The organism is Rhodopirellula islandica, from assembly GCF_001027925.1.
GTDB classification, from domain to species: domain Bacteria; phylum Planctomycetota; class Planctomycetia; order Pirellulales; family Pirellulaceae; genus Rhodopirellula; species Rhodopirellula islandica.
In genome coordinates, this window is sequence record NZ_LECT01000037.1 from 1 (window position 1) to 17,487 (window position 17,487).

27 protein-coding genes are annotated in these 17,487 nt (G+C 54.9%); 23 read left to right on the plus strand and 4 right to left on the minus strand.

The features are described 5' to 3' along the window. The first annotated feature begins 244 nt into the window (after positions 1-244). A complete protein-coding gene (locus RISK_RS28280) occupies positions 245-634 on the plus strand; it encodes a hypothetical protein (RefSeq protein ID WP_150122613.1) in 390 nt (129 codons plus the stop codon). Between the two features lie 156 nt (positions 635-790). After that, positions 791-1,156 carry a hypothetical protein gene (locus tag RISK_RS18010; RefSeq protein ID WP_047815727.1) on the plus strand — a complete coding sequence of 122 codons (366 nt, stop codon included), beginning with the start codon at positions 791-793 and terminating at the stop codon, positions 1,154-1,156. A gap of 163 nt (positions 1,157-1,319) precedes the next feature. Here the strand turns inward: RISK_RS18010 and RISK_RS31710 are convergent, their stop codons facing one another. Beyond that, complete coding sequence (locus RISK_RS31710) at positions 1,320-1,517, minus strand: hypothetical protein (protein WP_150122614.1); 198 nt, start codon at positions 1,515-1,517, stop codon at positions 1,320-1,322. A 301-nt stretch (positions 1,518-1,818) separates the two neighbouring features. Here RISK_RS31710 and RISK_RS18020 point away from each other — a divergent pair, with 301 nt between their 5' ends. The 6 genes from RISK_RS18020 (at position 1,819) to RISK_RS18045 (ending at position 5,393) form a co-directional block, all read left to right on the plus strand. Beyond that, the gene (locus RISK_RS18020) at positions 1,819-2,184 is read left to right on the plus strand and encodes a hypothetical protein (RefSeq protein ID WP_047815727.1); all 366 of its coding nucleotides are present in this window, start codon (positions 1,819-1,821) and stop codon (positions 2,182-2,184) included. A gap of 142 nt (positions 2,185-2,326) precedes the next feature. Then, complete coding sequence (locus tag RISK_RS18025; protein WP_047815729.1) at positions 2,327-2,833, plus strand: SUKH-3 domain-containing protein; 507 nt, start codon at positions 2,327-2,329, stop codon at positions 2,831-2,833. A 192-nt stretch (positions 2,834-3,025) separates the two neighbouring features. Further along, positions 3,026-3,262 carry a hypothetical protein gene (locus RISK_RS18030; RefSeq protein ID WP_150122615.1) on the plus strand — a complete coding sequence of 79 codons (237 nt, stop codon included), beginning with the start codon at positions 3,026-3,028 and terminating at the stop codon, positions 3,260-3,262. A 203-nt stretch (positions 3,263-3,465) separates the two neighbouring features. Continuing rightward, positions 3,466-3,861, plus strand: coding sequence for a hypothetical protein (locus RISK_RS18035; RefSeq protein WP_047815731.1), 396 nt, complete (start codon positions 3,466-3,468; stop codon positions 3,859-3,861). A gap of 164 nt (positions 3,862-4,025) precedes the next feature. After that, positions 4,026-4,490 carry a macro domain-containing protein gene (locus RISK_RS18040; protein ID WP_047815732.1) on the plus strand — a complete coding sequence of 155 codons (465 nt, stop codon included), beginning with the start codon at positions 4,026-4,028 and terminating at the stop codon, positions 4,488-4,490. 198 nt (positions 4,491-4,688) lie between these two features. After that, the gene (locus RISK_RS18045; protein WP_047815733.1) at positions 4,689-5,393 is read left to right on the plus strand and encodes a hypothetical protein; all 705 of its coding nucleotides are present in this window, start codon (positions 4,689-4,691) and stop codon (positions 5,391-5,393) included. Positions 5,394-5,674: 281 nt separating this feature from the next. On the opposite strand, the gene RISK_RS31715 is transcribed toward RISK_RS18045, so the two are convergent. Continuing rightward, entirely contained in the window at positions 5,675-5,857 is a 183-nt protein-coding gene (locus RISK_RS31715; RefSeq protein WP_150122616.1) for a hypothetical protein, read from the minus strand. Positions 5,858-6,074: 217 nt separating this feature from the next. On the opposite strand from RISK_RS31715, the gene RISK_RS18055 reads away from it, so the two are divergent. The 5 genes from RISK_RS18055 to RISK_RS32265 all read left to right on the plus strand — a co-directional run bounded on the left by RISK_RS18055 (position 6,075) and on the right by RISK_RS32265 (position 8,738). Continuing rightward, positions 6,075-6,347: a hypothetical protein gene (locus tag RISK_RS18055; protein WP_150122617.1), complete on the plus strand. Its 273-nt coding sequence runs from the start codon at positions 6,075-6,077 to the stop codon at positions 6,345-6,347. Between the two features lie 160 nt (positions 6,348-6,507). Continuing rightward, a complete protein-coding gene (locus tag RISK_RS18060) occupies positions 6,508-7,020 on the plus strand; it encodes a hypothetical protein (protein ID WP_047815736.1) in 513 nt (170 codons plus the stop codon). Positions 7,021-7,171: 151 nt separating this feature from the next. Beyond that, the gene (locus RISK_RS18065; protein WP_047815737.1) at positions 7,172-7,609 is read left to right on the plus strand and encodes a DUF2262 domain-containing protein; all 438 of its coding nucleotides are present in this window, start codon (positions 7,172-7,174) and stop codon (positions 7,607-7,609) included. A 156-nt stretch (positions 7,610-7,765) separates the two neighbouring features. Then, the gene (locus RISK_RS18070) at positions 7,766-8,164 is read left to right on the plus strand and encodes a hypothetical protein (RefSeq protein WP_047815738.1); all 399 of its coding nucleotides are present in this window, start codon (positions 7,766-7,768) and stop codon (positions 8,162-8,164) included. Positions 8,165-8,369: 205 nt separating this feature from the next. Beyond that, positions 8,370-8,738, plus strand: a complete 369-nt coding sequence (locus RISK_RS32265; protein WP_236696421.1) for a DUF7832 domain-containing protein — start codon at positions 8,370-8,372, stop codon at positions 8,736-8,738. A gap of 783 nt (positions 8,739-9,521) precedes the next feature. Here the strand turns inward: RISK_RS32265 and RISK_RS31725 are convergent. Continuing rightward, the gene (locus tag RISK_RS31725; protein ID WP_150122616.1) at positions 9,522-9,704 is read right to left on the minus strand and encodes a hypothetical protein; all 183 of its coding nucleotides are present in this window, start codon (positions 9,702-9,704) and stop codon (positions 9,522-9,524) included. Between the two features lie 206 nt (positions 9,705-9,910). Between RISK_RS31725 and RISK_RS18090 the strand changes: the two genes are divergently transcribed. Continuing rightward, positions 9,911-10,240 (plus strand): hypothetical protein, encoded by a 330-nt coding sequence (locus tag RISK_RS18090; protein ID WP_047815741.1) that lies wholly within the window; start codon positions 9,911-9,913, stop codon positions 10,238-10,240. A gap of 389 nt (positions 10,241-10,629) precedes the next feature. After that, on the plus strand, positions 10,630-10,881 hold the full coding sequence (locus RISK_RS31730) for a hypothetical protein (protein WP_150122619.1): 252 nt from the start codon (positions 10,630-10,632) through the stop codon (positions 10,879-10,881). A gap of 214 nt (positions 10,882-11,095) precedes the next feature. On the opposite strand, the gene RISK_RS18095 is transcribed toward RISK_RS31730, so the two are convergent. Beyond that, positions 11,096-11,341, minus strand: coding sequence for a hypothetical protein (locus RISK_RS18095; RefSeq protein ID WP_150122620.1), 246 nt, complete (start codon positions 11,339-11,341; stop codon positions 11,096-11,098). A gap of 218 nt (positions 11,342-11,559) precedes the next feature. Between RISK_RS18095 and RISK_RS18100 the strand changes: the two genes are divergently transcribed. From RISK_RS18100 to RISK_RS28295, 8 genes are all read left to right on the plus strand, one after another. After that, positions 11,560-11,955 (plus strand): hypothetical protein, encoded by a 396-nt coding sequence (locus tag RISK_RS18100; protein WP_047815743.1) that lies wholly within the window; start codon positions 11,560-11,562, stop codon positions 11,953-11,955. A 96-nt stretch (positions 11,956-12,051) separates the two neighbouring features. Next, positions 12,052-12,363 carry a DUF7660 family protein gene (locus tag RISK_RS30950; protein ID WP_053061223.1) on the plus strand — a complete coding sequence of 104 codons (312 nt, stop codon included), beginning with the start codon at positions 12,052-12,054 and terminating at the stop codon, positions 12,361-12,363. A gap of 103 nt (positions 12,364-12,466) precedes the next feature. Next, positions 12,467-12,892 (plus strand): SUKH-4 family immunity protein, encoded by a 426-nt coding sequence (locus tag RISK_RS33635; protein ID WP_390173948.1) that lies wholly within the window; start codon positions 12,467-12,469, stop codon positions 12,890-12,892. 170 nt (positions 12,893-13,062) lie between these two features. Continuing rightward, complete coding sequence (locus RISK_RS18115; protein ID WP_053061224.1) at positions 13,063-13,392, plus strand: hypothetical protein; 330 nt, start codon at positions 13,063-13,065, stop codon at positions 13,390-13,392. A 162-nt stretch (positions 13,393-13,554) separates the two neighbouring features. Then, positions 13,555-14,031 carry a DUF6386 family protein gene (locus tag RISK_RS18120; protein WP_053061225.1) on the plus strand — a complete coding sequence of 159 codons (477 nt, stop codon included), beginning with the start codon at positions 13,555-13,557 and terminating at the stop codon, positions 14,029-14,031. A 159-nt stretch (positions 14,032-14,190) separates the two neighbouring features. After that, on the plus strand, positions 14,191-14,634 hold the full coding sequence (locus tag RISK_RS33640; RefSeq protein WP_047815745.1) for a DUF4279 domain-containing protein: 444 nt from the start codon (positions 14,191-14,193) through the stop codon (positions 14,632-14,634). Positions 14,635-15,429: 795 nt separating this feature from the next. Further along, the gene (locus RISK_RS18135; RefSeq protein WP_102017623.1) at positions 15,430-15,888 is read left to right on the plus strand and encodes a hypothetical protein; all 459 of its coding nucleotides are present in this window, start codon (positions 15,430-15,432) and stop codon (positions 15,886-15,888) included. 201 nt (positions 15,889-16,089) lie between these two features. Beyond that, positions 16,090-16,644 carry a DUF6939 family protein gene (locus tag RISK_RS28295; protein ID WP_150122621.1) on the plus strand — a complete coding sequence of 185 codons (555 nt, stop codon included), beginning with the start codon at positions 16,090-16,092 and terminating at the stop codon, positions 16,642-16,644. Positions 16,645-17,487: the final 843 nt, after the last annotated feature.

Here is a 17,487-nt window from a genome sequence, read left to right on the forward strand (position 1 = left end):
CTGCGAGAGGGGAAGGTGTGATTGCCACCTGATTTCAGTGTGAAAAACACCGCTTTTCACACTCGTGCCTCGGAAGCAGCGAACGCAACACCGCGTCCCCGCACCCTCGCCCGGTGCTGCAGACCGAGCCCCCTTCAGCTAAAATCAACACCCGTTCTCCCCCCCTTTCCAAGCATGTACGACACACTGTCGTACAGAAACCCGTTGGCCGACCTAGCGTTTACAAATGGAACACTACAAGGTCATGCTCGTATCGGACACTCGCTCACCGCAGATTGGTGCTGTCCGACTTCACGTTGATTCTGACGACTCGCTCATTGAACTGTCTTTTGATGGCAACGCCTTCACTGGTACTGGCGATGACTTCTTCGACGCGTTCACTCAAATCCGCGAACAACTCCAACCGCTGGGCTTGCTGCCTCAATGCTACGCCGCGCATCTTCGCGCATTTCCGTCTGGCATGTCTCGCAGCATGGGCGGTGGTGTCAAACTCTATCGGCTCACCCTCGGCAAACAGGCCCTGATGGATGACCTGATACACATGTTTGACACTGACGATGACGTTGAACCTGCTTCGATTGCTGACCAACGTGCATTCTTTGACAAATGGATTGGTTCACTCGGCGGATCATAGGTCGGCCAACATGGTTTTTACGCTAGGCCTGCGGCACACCGCTGTCGTTTGTTCGAGCCGCCTTCTGTTGGTACAATTTCGGTAGTTCATACATCGTTCGCTTCGTTCAGGGCGGTGTCGTAAAAACCTTCCGTTAGCGGACGCTAGTTTTCTCAAATGGATACCACCACGTACAAACTTGCGCGAGCAATCGGTGGTCGCTCCAACTTTGCCGAGGTGACCGTATCTATTGAACGCGATGCCTCCATGAACGCGGCCTACGCTTCTGAACATCTCACTGATCCGAACGTACGCTGGGGCATTCCGCATGCAATTGCCGGTGCCCATCGGGCACTCGAAGAATTCGGCGACGACGCAACATCTGTTCGGATTGTTGCTCTCATCATCAACGAGGCCGACTCGAATCCCGACATTATCGCGGTGGCGGCCTACATCGCTGCGTCTCAGGCTCTTTCAGCCGATGGAATACTGCAGTCTTTCGTGGTAGATGGACGCCTGAACTTCACGCCCCGCGTCCGCTAACATGGTTTTTACGCTAGGCCTTCGGCACACCTTGGCTCTTTGGCAACGGGCCTTGGCTTTGGTAGAATCACTCGTAGTTCAGACATCGTTCGCTTCGTTTAGGACGGTGTCGTAAAAACCTTCCGTTGTCGGACCTCAGCTAATCATGGGCGCAGACGCTTTTCTAGTTTTTTATGGTGTCCGTGAGACCGTCGCGGACGATGATGCCGCAATCGAGGCGCTCGAAGAAGGTGACCACCCATTGCTGTCGCTTCCGCGCACATGCGGCCTTGATTCGTGGTGGGGCCGTTTGACCGATGGCTCGGAATACCACATCCTGCTCGGCAAGCGCGTTGGTGTATTTGGCGTTGAGAATCAACACGACGCGAGCATTGATCCTGCTGGCTTGTCCGTGATCGCGTCAGAGGTCGACGCACTTCTCACGAAACATGGAATATCTGGCACGCCTACTCTGCACTTCCAGCTTGAAGCCCAATGCTAATGACTGGCCGTAATGGTGGCTCAACGGTCCGACAACATGGTTTTTACGCTAGGCCTTCGGCACACCTTGGCTCTTTGGCAACGGGCCATGGCCTTGGTACAATTTCCTTAGTTCAAACTCCACCGCTTCGTTTGGGGCGGTGTCGTAAAAACCTTCCGTTAGCGGACGCTAGTTTTCTCAAATGGATACCACCACGTACAAACTTGCGCGAGCAATCGGTGGTCGCTCCAACTTTGCCGAGGTGACCGTATCTATTGAACGCGATGCCTCCATGAACGCGGCCTACGCTTCTGAACATCTCACTGATCCGAACGTACGCTGGGGCATTCCGCATGCAATTGCCGGTGCCCATCGGGCACTCGAAGAATTCGGCGACGACGCAACATCTGTTCGGATTGTTGCTCTCATCATCAACGAGGCCGACTCGAATCCCGACATTATCGCGGTGGCGGCCTACATCGCTGCGTCTCAGGCTCTTTCAGCCGATGGAATACTGCAGTCTTTCGTGGTAGATGGACGCCTGAACTTCACGCCCCGCGTCCGCTAACATGGTTTTTACGCTAGGCCTTCGGCACACCTTGGCTCTTTGGCAACGGGCCTTGGCTTTGGTAGAATCACTCGTAGTTCAGACATCGTTCGCTTCGTTTAGGACGGTGTCGTAAAAACCTTCCGTTATCCGACGCAACCTAATGGAACTTCACGCCAATTTGTTGCCGCTATTCACCTCTGCTGGCTGGCACTCTGATTGGCAATTCGACGTTCCCACTCGAATCCCACGCGATCACCCGGCTTTCAATGTTCTCGGCCGATTCGGCGGTCTGCATATCAAACCCGACACTGACTCTGGTGTGGAATGTGCGACCGCTGACGTCGACATCCGCCCGCTGGAGCATCGCTGGCCAACTGTCGACCGCTGGCAATCACATCTCGCGACCACACTTGTTGGCTTCGCCGTGGCTTCTGACACATACGAACAATTGTGGATCGCTGCAGATTCACGCATTTTCGCATCCAATGACATCACCGACTATGTCGGATACGTCGGTGACGGTTTTAGCGCGGCAATGCTCAACTTGCTTACTGGTGTTCGCCACCGCCCATTGCTCGCGCCCGGCGAAACCGGAATCAACTACTACGGCGAGGACTATCATGCGGGCGATCCACGCATCTACAACTGGCAGCCCAGCGTCGGATAACATGGTTTTTACGCTAGGCCTGCGGCACACCGCTGTCGTTTGTTCCAGCCACCCTCTGGTGGTAGAATCTGTCGTAGTTCATACATCGCTCGCTTCGTTTAGGGCGGTGTCGTAAAAACCTTCCGTTGCACGACCTCAGTCGAATGTGATCGCATGCAAAACCGGCGCGGCGAAACGCAACTCGACCTCTTGATGTCCACCGTACTTCCGATCGTCGGCGGTATCACCGCGGGCTTGCTCCTTCGGTCGTTCACGTCACTTCCGTTTTGGGCGTGTTTGCTCATCGGCATTCCGGTTGGCACCGTCGCTGCTTGGGTGTTGTTCGTCGGCGTCATCATTCTCGTCCACAAAACCATCGGTGAACCGCTCGCCGCGTCGCGAGAACGACGCAAACAGGAGATTCGAGACCAGTACGACGGACGTGACTAACTGTGCTGTCCTTGCAACCGTCACGAAATGGAGACTTCGCACGCAATTCAGCGGTCGTGCAACATGGTTTTTACGCTAGGCCTTCGGCACACCTTCGTTGGTAGGCAACGTGCGCTCGCATTGGTACAATTTTTCGTGATTCAAACTCCACCGCTTCGTTTGGGGCGGTGTCGTAAAAACCTTCCGTTGTGCGGCAGAGCCTAATGAATGGTGACCCGTCTGAATTCGACGCGCAACGCCTCTACGGTGTGATGACCGCGCTCGTCTGTTGCAACGACGGTGACCTGATCGACGATCCTGCCTGCTTCCCGTGCCCGGACGACTCTCGCGCTTTCTGGATGGATGCTCGCGACATGATCGCCGAACTTCGACGCGGTTTCGATTATCTCGCGTGCCCGAGGTTCGCCAACTCTATTGCTGGCAAATCCGATCAATACGTCGCAACAGCGACTCGGATGGCAGCTCAAAAGTCCGCCGAATACAAATCCGATTTTGATGCTGCGATTCAGGATGCGCTGAACTCTGATCGTATCTTTGACTTGATACCCGCTTCTGCCCATGCCGGACTTCGCCAAATCCTCGCTGAAGTCAACGCGTGAACCCGCTACATCTGCCGCACAACATGGTTTTTACGCTAGGCCTTCGGCACACCGCTGTCGTTTGTTCAAGCCTCCATCTGGTGGTAGAATCTTTTGTAGCTCAGGCATCGTTCGCTTCGTTCAGGGCGGTGTCGTAAAAACCTTCCGTTGTGTGCCACAGATCAATGCAGCTCCAAACCGTTGATGGCGATCTCCTCGACCAAGACGTCGACGTCATCGTGAACGCTTGGAACCGCAACATCATTCCATGGTGGCTGCTTCTGCCGCAGGGTGTCTCCGGTGCCATCAAGAAGCGCGGCGGTTACGCTCCGTTCCGCGAACTGGGCAAACTCGGCCCAATTCCGCTCGGCGGCGCGGTCATCACTGGCGCTGGCAAGCTCCCCTTCAAATCCATCATCCACGTTGCTGGCATCAGCATGTGGTGGCGTTCCTCAGAACGGTCGATACGTGATTCAACACGTAATGCCGTCGCCCTTGCTACTGAACACAACTTTGAATCTATGGCATTTCCGCTGATTGGGGCCGGTACTGGCGGCGGTTCCGCTGATGACGTTCTCTCGATGATGCAAGACGAACTCGGTAATTGTGACTTTGACGGACTCATCCGCATCGTGCGATTCCGACGCTAGTGGCACACAACATGGTTTTTACGCTAGGCCTTCGGCACACCTTCCATGTTTGGCGACGCGGGCTGGTCTTGGTACAATCTCCGTAGTTCAGGCATCGTTCGCTTCGTTCAGGGCGGTGTCGTAAAAACCTTCCGTTGCACGACCGCGGTCTCTCGAACTATGGCTCTCACTGACGATCCATCTGGATGGATACTCTTAATGTTCCGCAAAGAGGAACGCGAGGGCCGCGGACAATTCTGTCAGACGTTTGCGGATGGCGTGACGCCTTCTCAGCTTCAACTCGCCGATGGCGAGCGAGTGTTCGGTATCTATCGCGATACCTACTTTTTCTCTCCGCTCGCGCTTCACGTCGCTGGCGATAATGGCATCTCTCGGATTGCTTGGGCGGATATCGCTTCTTGTACTTCAAAACACGGTAACGGCGACAAAACGTCAACGCTAACTCTCACCGATGGCTCAACGACTGTCATCCGCACCGCTGATCTGGCAACTGGTTGGTCTGGCCGAATTTCGCTGTTGTACCACCAAATGATCGAGACCTTCGGTCATCGGGCCTCTCTTGGCCCAACACTGAAACCATTGGATGCATTCCTTGACTCTGCCAACGACCCGTATTGCCTATTCCCAAATTTGGAACCTCATCCGGACATGCAATCGTTGCGTGAATCGTTGGCCCAACTCGTCGACATGGACGGGGTCAACGAGATTCACGTGATTGTTCCTGACGACGCCCCCGACACTGCCCTCGGTCTGGCGATTCAAACCGTGCTTTCGCCGGATCAACTATCAGATTGGGCCGCCTCACTCGGTGCGGATGGCGTTTTGCCCGCCTCGGAAAACATCGCCCGTCAATTCGGAACGATTCCCGATGGCCAGCACATCCTGCATGCTGTTTGGGATTGAGACCTTTATCCCGCTTCAGCGGTCGTGCAACATGGTTTTTACGCTAAGGCCTGCGGCACACCTTGGCTCTTTGGCAACGGGCCTTGGTCTTGGTACAATTTCCGTAGTTCGGGCATCGTTCGCTACGTTTAGGGCGGTGTCGTAAAAACCTTCCGTTAGCGGACGCTAGTTATTCACATATGGGCGCCGAATTCAGAATCGAAATCACGCCGATCGTAGAATCGCTGGATTCGCCTTGTGACGCCGTATTCGCTGGCACTGATTGGCAACGGATTCCGACCTCACTCGTCGAACATCCGAATGGCATCGGCGTTCAATCTGGCGCGGTTCCACGCGATACGTCGTGGCCTCACGTCGCCGACATCTGCGCCAACGACGACGGTACGTTTTACGCCGTCGCCCACTGTACTGACGGCCTTCACTTTCTTCACGCCTTGAAGGGACAACTGGAAACTGCTGGCCATTCGGTCGTTCTCAATGACGACTACTACTAATGGAGCGTTTTCTCGCGATTCCGCGTCCGCTAACATGGTTTTTACGCTAGTCGCTTCGCGATCACCTTCGTTCGTTGGCAACGGGCGTTCGCGTTGGTACAATCACTCTTACTTGGAGTCGATCGCTTCGTTAACGGCGGTGACGTAAAAACCTTCCGTTGTGTGACGCTAGTCGATAGGTAATCCGATGGCATTGGTTTGGGATGGCATGCCGTGTGCCATATGTGGCGAACCAATTGCTGACACGTCATCTGGCGATATGTTCGCGCTGACGATGTGGGGCATCGCCGACCCACGATTCGTTCGGGTTGACGATGCCGCCATGCACCAATCTTGCATTGACGGTTGGGACCTTCGCGATGAATTCGTCGCATACTTCAACGAACACTGCAGCAACGAGTTACGCGTCAATCGCAGCGGACGCGTCGTTTATCGCTCGAAATGGTGGCCGTTCTCGTAGTGCCCGCGTCACACAACATGGTTTTTACGCTAGGCCTTCGGCACACCTTCCCTGTTTGGCGACGCGGGATGGCCTTGGTACAATGTTCATAGTTCAGACATCGTTCGCTTCGTTTAGGGCGGTGTCGTAAAAACCTTCCGTTAGGCGACCTAGATCACTCGTGATTGATACCGTTTTCCATTACGACGACACGCCCATTCGCGTTTCCCACGATTGTTGCACCGATCCCGTGGGTCGCACCGAAGACGGCCTCCTCGTACGAAGTGCGTCTGCCGAATCTGACACTCTCTCGACTATCACCATTGGCCCGCACGAGAACTTACGCAAAATCTATGTCTTCTGGTCGCTCGTCACGACTGGCGAGCACTTCGATTTGCTCTACGTTCCTGACACCCAAACGCTGTTCGTTGGGGGTGGTTCGCATTCCGCATCAATTGACACTGCCACAATGTCAATCATCCAGCAAAACGATATCACGTTGTTCTGGGCATTTGAACGTCGCCGCCAGTTCGTCCTCGAACTTGGCGAATTGGAGTGCTTTCTTTACGACTTACACGGCAAACTGATCGACGAGGCTCCTGTCGACCCTCCCTATGAAATCAACGAAACCGATGGTGGCATCAACCTTGTGTCCATCGTTGTCGGGTCTCAATGGCTGACCTTTCCCGCGTAAATCGGTCGCCCAACATGGTTTTTACGCTAGGCCTACGGCACACCTTCGTCCTTTTGCAACGCTCGCTGGCCTTGGTACGATGCTCGTCGTTCAGACATCGTACGCTTCGTTTAGGGCGGTGTCGTAAAAACCTTCCGTTGTACGCCCCAAGATGGACACAATTGAACATCCAACACTGGGCACGCTTGAATTTGACGCGAGCTTGAATTGGTACACCAACAACATCGTCGTCCAAGGTGAACCCGCGGCCTTCCGCTTGTCGCTCGACGAGTGCGACGACACGACAACACTGCTTTCCAATGGTGCGGATGTCGCGTCTGGCATTTCCGCCACCGCTCTTTCTGCTGCGGACTACGCAGCACACACCCTTCTCGACGACATCAACAACCATTGGTTACGCGATGGGGAATTACGACTTTCGCACGAACAACTTGTTGCGATGCTTCTGCTGGAATCGGTAGTGGTCTATCCTGACGGTGGTTCCGAGTGGCTGTTTGTTGATCGAACTGCGGAATTGCTTGTCGGGCATTGCGTCATCGCAACCTTGGAGCCTGACGGAACGTTTTCTGACGCAAGCATCAATGGCTAGTCAGGGGCGTACAACATGGTTTTTACGCCAGGCCTTCGGCACACCTTCCTTGGTTGGTCACGCGGGCTGTCCTTGGTACAATTTCCGCAGTTCAGGCATCGTTCGCTTCGTTCAGGGCGGTTTCGTAAAAATCTTCCGTTAGCCGCTCGCAGTTGAATGAGCCTCGTACTCGGATATCTTGCAGGCTTCGATTGGAAGTCGATTGAATACGTTCCCGATATCTACTTCGAGGACGACGGTTACTACTGGCACCTGCACGACGTATTTGCCGAACTGCACCGCGCGACAGGGCAATACATTGACCTTTACGGCACCGCTGCATTCGCGGACACCCAGATCGAAACGCTTCAATCTGCGCTTCTAGACGCGCGAAATGCCGCTATCCAACAGCCTGACTCGTGGGATGTTCACGTCGGGAATCAAACGCACCCCGTTAAACAACCTTTGTACCGAACCGTGAATCGCGACACTCTCGTCTCCCTCATCAACGGCGTTCTTGACGCTGCAACAATTGCCCGCGAACGAGATTTGACGCTGGCCTTTTGGGGCGATTAGTCCAGCGCGGGCGGCGGCTAACATGGTTTTTACGCTAGGCCTTCGGCACACCGCTGTCGTTTGTTCAAGCCGCCCTCCATTGGTACAATTACCCGTAGTTCAGACATCGCTCGCTTCGTTCAGGGCGGTGTCGTAAAAACCTTCCGTTAGCCGCCGCTAGATCATGAAGTACTTCGACGTTTCTTGGTGCGAATCGGAAGACGAAATGGACGAACAGGCGCGTCTGTTCGGCACCATCCTCGCGTGGGCTGCGAACAATCAACATCTCAGCGCTGACTGCGTCGAGGACAATCCGGACGTTCTCGAGCGGGTTCGTTCGCGATCCATGGATTCCGGCATGTTCTTCGCGGACATCGCGTACGCGCTCTGCGACGGCAAGATTTGCGACCACGACTTCACTGACGCCGCGCAGGAGTTTATGTCGCACTACATCGACAAGAATCTCAAGCAATTTGCTGACGACTTCTATGGCGTCCGTGGTCAGGAACTCCCAGCTGACGACTCATGGGACGCGTACGATAGACTTGCGGCCGTATTCGACCAACGTTTCTCCGATTGGCAAGCTCACTCGTAGTGCCCCGCGGCGGCTAACATGGTTTTTACGCTAGGCCTTCGGCACACCGCTGTCGTTTGGTCGAGCCTCCCACTGCTGGTATAATCTCTCGTAATTCAGACATCGTTCGCTTCGTTCAGGGCGGTGTCGTAAAAACCTTCCGTTACGCGACCTCAGGTATTCGTGAATCGACACTCTCCATCTGCTGCCGAACTCACACCCATGGTGCGCGTAGCGCTCTGGCGGGACTGGGACCCTATCGGTGTCAACGACTGCCCTGAGGCCCAAGACGAATACGACTCGTACGTTGGCGGCGTCTGCTCGTTGCTGCTATCTGGCGCTGACGGCTACAAACTTCGGCAACACCTTGCTCACATCGAGACTGTTGGCATGGGGCTCTCGTCTCCATGCTCGCATCTGGACGACGTTGTCTGCAAACTCCTCGCGATGGTTGGCCGTTAACGCGGGGCAACGGTCGCGTAACATGGTTTTTACGCTAGGCCGCTCTCCATTGGAGACTCATTCGGCCATTAACGTCATTCGCTTCGATAACGCTTTGCTCCGCCGGAGACAGCGGCACACCCTCGCTCTTTGTTCAAACTGCGATCCTTTGGTACGATGTTTGGTGATTCGACATCTGTTCGCTCCGTTCGGGGCGGGTGTCGTAAAAACCTTCCGTTAGCGGACGCTAGTTATTCACATATGGGCGCCGAATTCAGAATCGAAATCACGCCGATCGTAGAATCGCTGGATTCGCCTTGTGACGCCGTATTCGCTGGCACTGATTGGCAACGGATTCCGACCTCACTCGTCGAACATCCGAATGGCATCGGCGTTCAATCTGGCGCGGTTCCACGCGATACGTCGTGGCCTCACGTCGCCGACATCTGCGCCAACGACGACGGTACGTTTTACGCCGTCGCCCACTGTACTGACGGCCTTCACTTTCTTCACGCCTTGAAGGGACAACTGGAAACTGCTGGCCATTCGGTCGTTCTCAATGACGACTACTACTAATGGAGCGTTTTCTCGCGATTCCGCGTCCGCTAACATGGTTTTTACGCTAGTCGCTGCGCGATCACCTTCGCTCTTTGGCAACGGGCGTTCGCATTGGTACAATCTTTCTCAACTCAGAGTCAACCGCTTCGTTTACGGCGGTGACGTAAAAACCTTCCGTTGGCCGTCACAGTCAAATGACAATTCCACGCAAACACTTGGTTCAAGAGGTCAACGAACTCACGGAGGCGTTCCGCACCGACAGCATTTTCGCCGATGTCCACGCCCTGCTTGCGACTCACTCTATCGCACCAAGCGACGTTCTGCTGGCGGGCCTGATAGAAAATGGGGAATGGTACGAGAGCGGCGCTGTTGTGCTCCCGGACGGTCGCGTGTTTTTCTTTGAACGCGAAAACTCACGTTTGCCCAAATTTGATCGTGCCGAGTTTGTTACACCAGAATCACTTACCGATTACTTTGCGGCGATATTTGTCGCCGTAGAGATGGCGTCAGCGGCATGCGAGTGACGGCCAACATGGTTTTTACGCTAGGCCTTCGGCACACCTTCGTTGGTAGGCAACGTGCGCTGGCATTGGTACAATCTCTGGTAGTTCAGGCGTCGCTCGCTTCGTTCAGGGCGGTGTCGTAAAAACCTCCCGTTATCTGCCGCAGTCGATCAGTGAATCCACCCGAACCAGCACTCGAACGACTCTCAAACGTTGACTGGTTTGCGAACGTTGCTCGGCCAATTGGCGTTTCTCTTCCGCTCTCGGTCGAGCGAATCCCAAACTGGCAGGACGCAACTAAACGACGCGGCAACCTCGACTCCGAGAATGCGTTCCTTGAAGCGTGCGGACGACTCACGGTCGCCCTTAGCGCGAACCATCGTGAATCGTACCGCCTATGGAATACTGTTGTGCGAGGCGCGCGGGATACGATTGACAACACAATTATTCCTGTCGTCTCGTCCGCATTGCCTTCTCGGTATGACGCCGATTTTGTCCTCAGTTGCGTGCAGTGGGATGCAATGCACTACGTGATGGAACATGTTTATGCTGACCTGATTCCCCCGGCGTTCTACACCATGGTCTACGACGTTTATGCCGCCGGACATTTCCCGTGCCACTGGGACGAAAACTGGCCTGATGGACGCCTTTGGGTAGCGTAGCGGCAGATAACATGGTTTTTACGCTAGGCCTGCGGCACACCTTCGTCCTTTGGCAACGATCGCTGGCCTTGGTACAATTCCCGTAGTTCAAGCATCGTCCGCTTCGTTTAGGGCGGTGTCGTAAAAACCTTCCGTTGTGCGACCTACCGTTATGACAAGGCAACCTCATAGCGAGTGGTACGCGGACGTCACGAAGCTCAAATCCGAGCTTGACTCATCGCCCGACGACCTCGAACTCGCGTAACGTTTCTGGCACGCCATCAGCGGCGCGTTCGGCTACGACGTCCGCGATGGTAAACGCGTGGTGGACACCTTCCGCACGTGCGCCCTCAAATCCGATGACGGTTTGGCTGCAATGCTCTCCGCATTTCGCAATTTGGCCGACGATTCCGGCGAATTCCCACGTGCCGCCTTGTTCGATCCGCCCCTCGAAAACCTCTTTCGCATGATCGTCCGCCAATCGGACCATCCACTTAATCCAGACGCTACTTGGGTTCTCGGGTTCATCGACACCGACGATTAACCGGTCGCACAACATGGTTTTTACGCTGGGGCCTTCGGCACACCTTCGCTCTTTGGCAACGGGCGTTGGCTTTGGTACAATTTCTCGTAGTTCAGGCATCGTTCGCTTCGTTTTCGGCGGTGTCGTAAAAACCTTCCGTTGTGCGGCAGAGCCTAATGAGTGGTGACCCGTCTGAATTCGACGCTCAACGCCTCTACGGTGTGATGACCGCGCTCGTCTGTTGCAACGACGGCGACCTGATCGACGATCCTGCCTGCTTCCCTTGCTCGGCCGATTCCCGCGCTTTCTGGTTGGACGCTCGCGACATGATCGCCGCAATCCGCACCGACTACGATTACGTCGCATCCCCTGAATTCACCGATTCAATCGCTGGCAAATCCGACCAATACGTCACGACAGCGACTCGGATGGCAGCTCAGAAGTCCGCCGAATACAAATCTGACTTTGATGCTGCGATTCAGGATGCGCTGAACTCTGATCGCATCTTTGATCTGATCCCTACTTCTGCCCATGCCGGACTTCGGGAAATCCTCGCTGAAATCAACGCGTGAACCCGCTTCATCTGCCGCACAACATGGTTTTTACGCTAGGCCTTCGGCACACCGCTGTCGTTTGTTCAAGCCTCCCACTGTTGGTAGAATCGCTGGTTGTTCAAACTTGAATGGCATCGCAACGGCGGTGTCGTAAAAACCTTCCGTTGTGCGGCCCTACTCGAAAAGATCGTCATGGATGCCCAGCCCGTAGACTCTCGCGACGCGCTAATCCGCCATATCCACTCGATGGTTGCCGACTACGACCAATGCGAAAACCGCGACGTAGAGACCTTCTTGAACGCGATGGCTGCATGGCTCAACGATTGCGGCGGCTACTATCGCAACACCGGGCAAACGGTAAACATTGACGAACCGAACTGGCAACTTGTTGCCGATGCGCTGTCGGCTGCGACGGTCTATGACTGACCCTGCTCGCAGCTAGACGGGCCGCACAACATGGTTTTTACGCTAGGCCTTCGGCACACCTTCGCTCGTTTGGCAACGGGCGCTGGCATTGGTACAATCTCTCGTGATTCAAACTCCACCGCTTCGTTCAGGGCGGTGTCGTAAAAACCTTCCGTTGTGTGACCCTAGCGTATTGATCCCGAACGACTACGAACCGTTGCTTCTCAACTTCCACGATGTTCGACTCGTTGATGGTGCATCCGTAATCGGCGACGATGGTGGGGGTCGCCTCGAATTGGACGGTGATCGCATATTCTCGCGTGACCCTGCCGGGCAACTTCCGACGCGTTTCGTCAATTCCTCATTGCAACAGTTGCGGTCGTGCATTGACGCACATCGCGGTTATGCTGACACGGTTCGCGATGATGACGAGGGTGCTGCGGCTACGGTGTTCGCTGATGCGATTCGCGGAATCGACGCTGAATGTTTCGCTGATCCGGAGAATTGGTGGGCGGTTGTTGTCGAGCAAACTCGTGATGGCTTGCTCTAATCTGGCGTCACCGGGTCACACAACATGGTTTTTACGCTGAGGCCTTCGGCACACCTTCCACGTTTGGCCACGCGGGCTGGCCTTGGTACAATTCCAGTAGTTCAGGCATCGTTCGCTTCGTTCAGGGCGGTGTCGTAAAAACCTTCCGTTGTACGCCTCAGGTAATTTCATTGCGAATCCGTTTCTTCAGCGAAGACGATGACTGGACCACCAGCGGAGCTCGGATCGACACGCCGGAGAACATTGCTGCCATTGAGTCCATACTCGAAAACATTGGCAGCGTGATTGTCGAGCACTGGCACTATCGCGGTTCGTCTGCCCCATCACGCCATGTGTTCGACGACATCGACGATTTCAACGCGTATCTTGCGGAGCAATGCTTCGCCGGTGACGCAATTGACGTTTGGAGCATGCACGAACTGTGCACGCCGGAAAATCGTCTCTTGACTGGCAAATGCGCTGATGACGAGGGGCGAACACCAAATGGCGGAGCGTATTAGCGGGGCAACGGCGTACAACATGGTTTTTACGCTAGGCCTTCGGCACACCTTCCAACTTTGTCAACGCGGGCTGGCCTTGGTACAATTGTCGGTAGTTCAGACATCGCTCGATTCGTTCAGGGCGGTGTCGTAAAAACCTTCCGTTGTACGACCCAGATCAAATTGAATTCCAACCGTCCAGACGCTCAAACCCGCTTCAAAACTGATACGGCGACACTAACCGTATTCGATCCGGCATGCGTCCAACATCGCGCGGAAGATGATGCGGACTGGTGGTCCATCCCCGACGACGAATGCGCCGAGATCAACGCTGGCAACGTCGCTTTCGTGTCTCTTGGCGTGGACGGCACTTACGATTGCGATGTGTTTCGCGATTCCGACCGCTGTCAGATTCCGCCCGGCGCGCTTACGATCAATATTCGGACCGTACTCGGATGCTTCTACGTTGGCGCCGGTGAATACGTTGTCGCCGATGGGATTGGGCCAGACACGCGTTATGGCGGCGTATTGATGTCGTTACCGGCGGGTAACTGGACCCTTGCTGTCACTTCACCGGCGGCTGGCCACCTCGTTTTGCGTCTAGCGCCGTTGGACACCGAAGCTGCCAATTCATTTGACGATTCGCCACGTCTTTCGTAGCGCTAGGGTCGTGAAACATGGTTTTTACGCTAGGCCTTCGGCACACCTTGGCTCTTTGGCAACCGGCCGTGGCCTTGGTACAATTTTTCGTAGTTCGGACATCGTTCGCTTCGTTTAGGGCGGTGTCGTAAAAACCTTCCGTTGTGCGGACGAGACCAAATGCAAAACGCAACGCACGCTGGCGGACTCAATGAGTTCTCCTACTGCGCTTCATTGCACATTTCACACCCATCGCTCGACCCTGCCGACGTAACTGCTGCGCTCGGCATGGAACCTGCTCGTACATCGCACGTTGGGCAACCTCACCGATCTGTTCCTGATCGCGTCTATGACTTTTCCCACTGGTCGTGTGAATTGGCGACTCGAGATGGCGACGACATTTCGACGTTTCTAGGTCGGTTCGTTGACCTGATGTCGCCACACCGCTCTTTTCTCGAACAACTTTCGGATGGCGGTGCCGAAATCGAGTGCTTCATCGGCGTATTCGCTACTCGGCTATGTGACCAGATGTATTCCCATAGCCTACTTGGTTCTCTTGCTGCCCTCCGAGTCAACTTGCGATTCGAATTGTACCCCGCCGACGATCGTGAGACGTCAGAGTAAATCGCCGCACAACATGGTGTTTACGCAAAGCCACGGCTTCGTCGTTGGAGCATCGTTTGGCTTGCGACGATTGACGCTCCGTTGTCGCGTGTTGCTTTGCCACGCCGTGGACACCGCCTCTTTGGCAACGTGGTTTCTTTTTGGTAAACTGATTTGTGTTGCGACGCTTTTTGACTTCGGAGAGAAGCGGTGTCGTAAAAACCTTCCGTTGTACGACCTAGCGTGTTGGCGCTACACACCGAAGTGACAGAGAACCAAATCAGTTACGACCTTGTGATGGACGACGAAATGCCCTTCGTCGAGGGTACGTACCGTCTCTCCGGGGAAGACTGGCAGGTATTCATCTTTACCCGCCGCGACGTGGACGAGCCAGTAATCTCCGATTCAACGTGGCATAGCGGCATCACGGGGTTGCATATCGCTTTCCCTCGCAACGTCAAACTGAACCAGACTGTTGTCGAGTCTCTGCTGGGCGATCACCTTGGCGTTGACGCGTGGTCCGTCGTTCGTGGGCCCGATTCAATGGGTCTTCGCTAATCGACCGGTCGTACAACATGTTTTTTCGCTAGGCCTTCGGCACACCTTCGTCCTTTGGCAACGATCGCTGGCCTTGGTACAATTTTCTTAGTTCAAACATCGCTCGCTTCGTTCAGGGCGGTGTCGTAAAAACCTTCCGTTAGGTGACGCTAGTTTTCTCAGGGGCAGGCCGTGCCATCCAAACTCGTTGCCATTCACGACGCTCCTTCTGGTTGCGAACTCGAACTTTCTGACAACTCGCGCATTGCCCTCAACGTGATGCATTCGACTATTCGCGATTACGTGATCCTCGACGGGTTCCGCGACCTGCAATCATTCGTTGATGCCCACCGGATCGACGTCTACTACCAACCGGTCGCTATTCGTCCATCCGACTGGGACACGTTTGCACGCTTCGTTCGCGATTCTGGTGTTGCTTCCTCGCTCTTGGATGTCCAGCCGCTATTCGATTTAACGCACTCTGAGATTCTTGCATTGCCCAACCGGCTGTACGGTGGCATTGGGTGTGCCGTCGACGATTTGCCACCTGTCTTCTACACTTCACCAATCGCTGACTTTCTTCCCGACAATCACCGCCGGGCCGGTTGGTTTCGCTGGGCATTCTCGTCTGCGGGCTACATGATGCACCAAATCTACGTCAATCCTTCTACTGGTACCGTAGACATCGAAAGCGGACACGTAGAATATCACTATCTCGAAAATCCCCGCGTCACCTAACATGGTTTTTACGCAGGGGCCTTCGGCACACCTTCCATGTTTGGCGACGCGGGCTGGCCTTGGTACAATTTCTGGCAGTTCAGGCATCGTTCGCTTCGTTTAGGGCGGTGTCGTAAAAACCTTCCGTTGTCGGACGCAGGTGAACCTTTGGGCAAACGGATTGTCTAGTACGTCGCACTCTAATTGCGATGGAAGCCATTCATGCCACGCCCACGTAAACTCGTCAAATGCAAATTCCTACCGTATTTTCAGGTGCGGACGGGATCCCCGCCTCCCGGCGTTCTGTGGCTTGACGTCAGCAGTTCTGGCGAATCTCCGCTCGACCAGTTCAGCCCCTTCTTTCCGCATGGTGGAATACCGATTCCGGGAATGGAATCGAAGCGTTCTGACTCAGTCGAAGGCATTTGGCAGGGGCTCAAGGTTATTCGCGGCGGCATTGCCGCACGGTTTTTCGAGGGTGGTGGCCAAAAGCGCGTCGGCAAACCTCGCGGTCACCAGTTCGGGCATGCAAAACGATTGCTCGGACTCGAAGAGGCCCGACGGAAAATCTACATCCCGGCCTACGAATGGATGCTGGACAACTGCATTGCCCCGGCCATCATTGATGGCTTCGTGGACAACGCGTTTCGGGGCGTGCCACAGCTCTTTTACGATCGTGAGGACAACGGCTCGATCGGTAAAGATGCACCCTTAGCGCACGCAAAAGTGCTCGTCGATTACATCAATCGAAAGATTGACGCGTGCTCTGGCGTCTAGCGCCCGACAACATGGGTTTTACGCTAGGCCTTCGGCACACCGCTGTCGTTTGTTCAAGCCTCCCTCTGGTGGTAAAGTCTTTTGTAGTTCAGGCATCGTCCGCTTCGTTCAGGGCGGTGTCGTAAAAACCTTCCGTTGTGCGACCTACCGAAATGGAATATCTGGGCCATCCGTACTTCGATGAATCCGACCGAAGCGCCTGGCTCGAACTCCCTATCGACCGAGACGGTATTCCTACGGCTAGCGACACCGCGGACGCGCTAAACTCTGTAATCCGACGTGACTTTGACCAAATTCGCTCACTCGTCATCGAACGTTTAACAATGTGTTCGCCCGATGAATGGCTCGCTGAGTGTCCGCATCCACTGCTTAACGACTTTTTGTACTGCCCGGCTGGTGACGCCAGCGCTCGCATTTTTCTCCAGTACGCATTTCGCCCAAGTCTGACCGAAAACTCCTACCACACTGACACGTGGTGGGCGATCGTCCTGTGTCCGTACGTCACCGGGAATCCATACACGAACAAAATGGATTACGTAATCGAGCATTTCGGTTGGTCCGTGGACTAGAGATGCACCGGTCGCACAACATGGGTTTTACGCTAGGCCTTCGGCACACCTTCCAACTTTGTCAACGCGGGCTGGCTTTGGTACAATCTTTGGTAGTTCAAGCATCGTTCGCCATCGTTGATGGCGGTGTCGTAAAAAGCGTTCCGTTAGGCGACCTACCGAGGTCGGGGGTTCGAGGGGATCTATTAGTGTGCGATTAGCGCTGATTAGTGTTCCTGGAAAAGCCGGGCTGCGCTGAACACTGATCTTCGCTAATTGAACACTAATCCGGCGC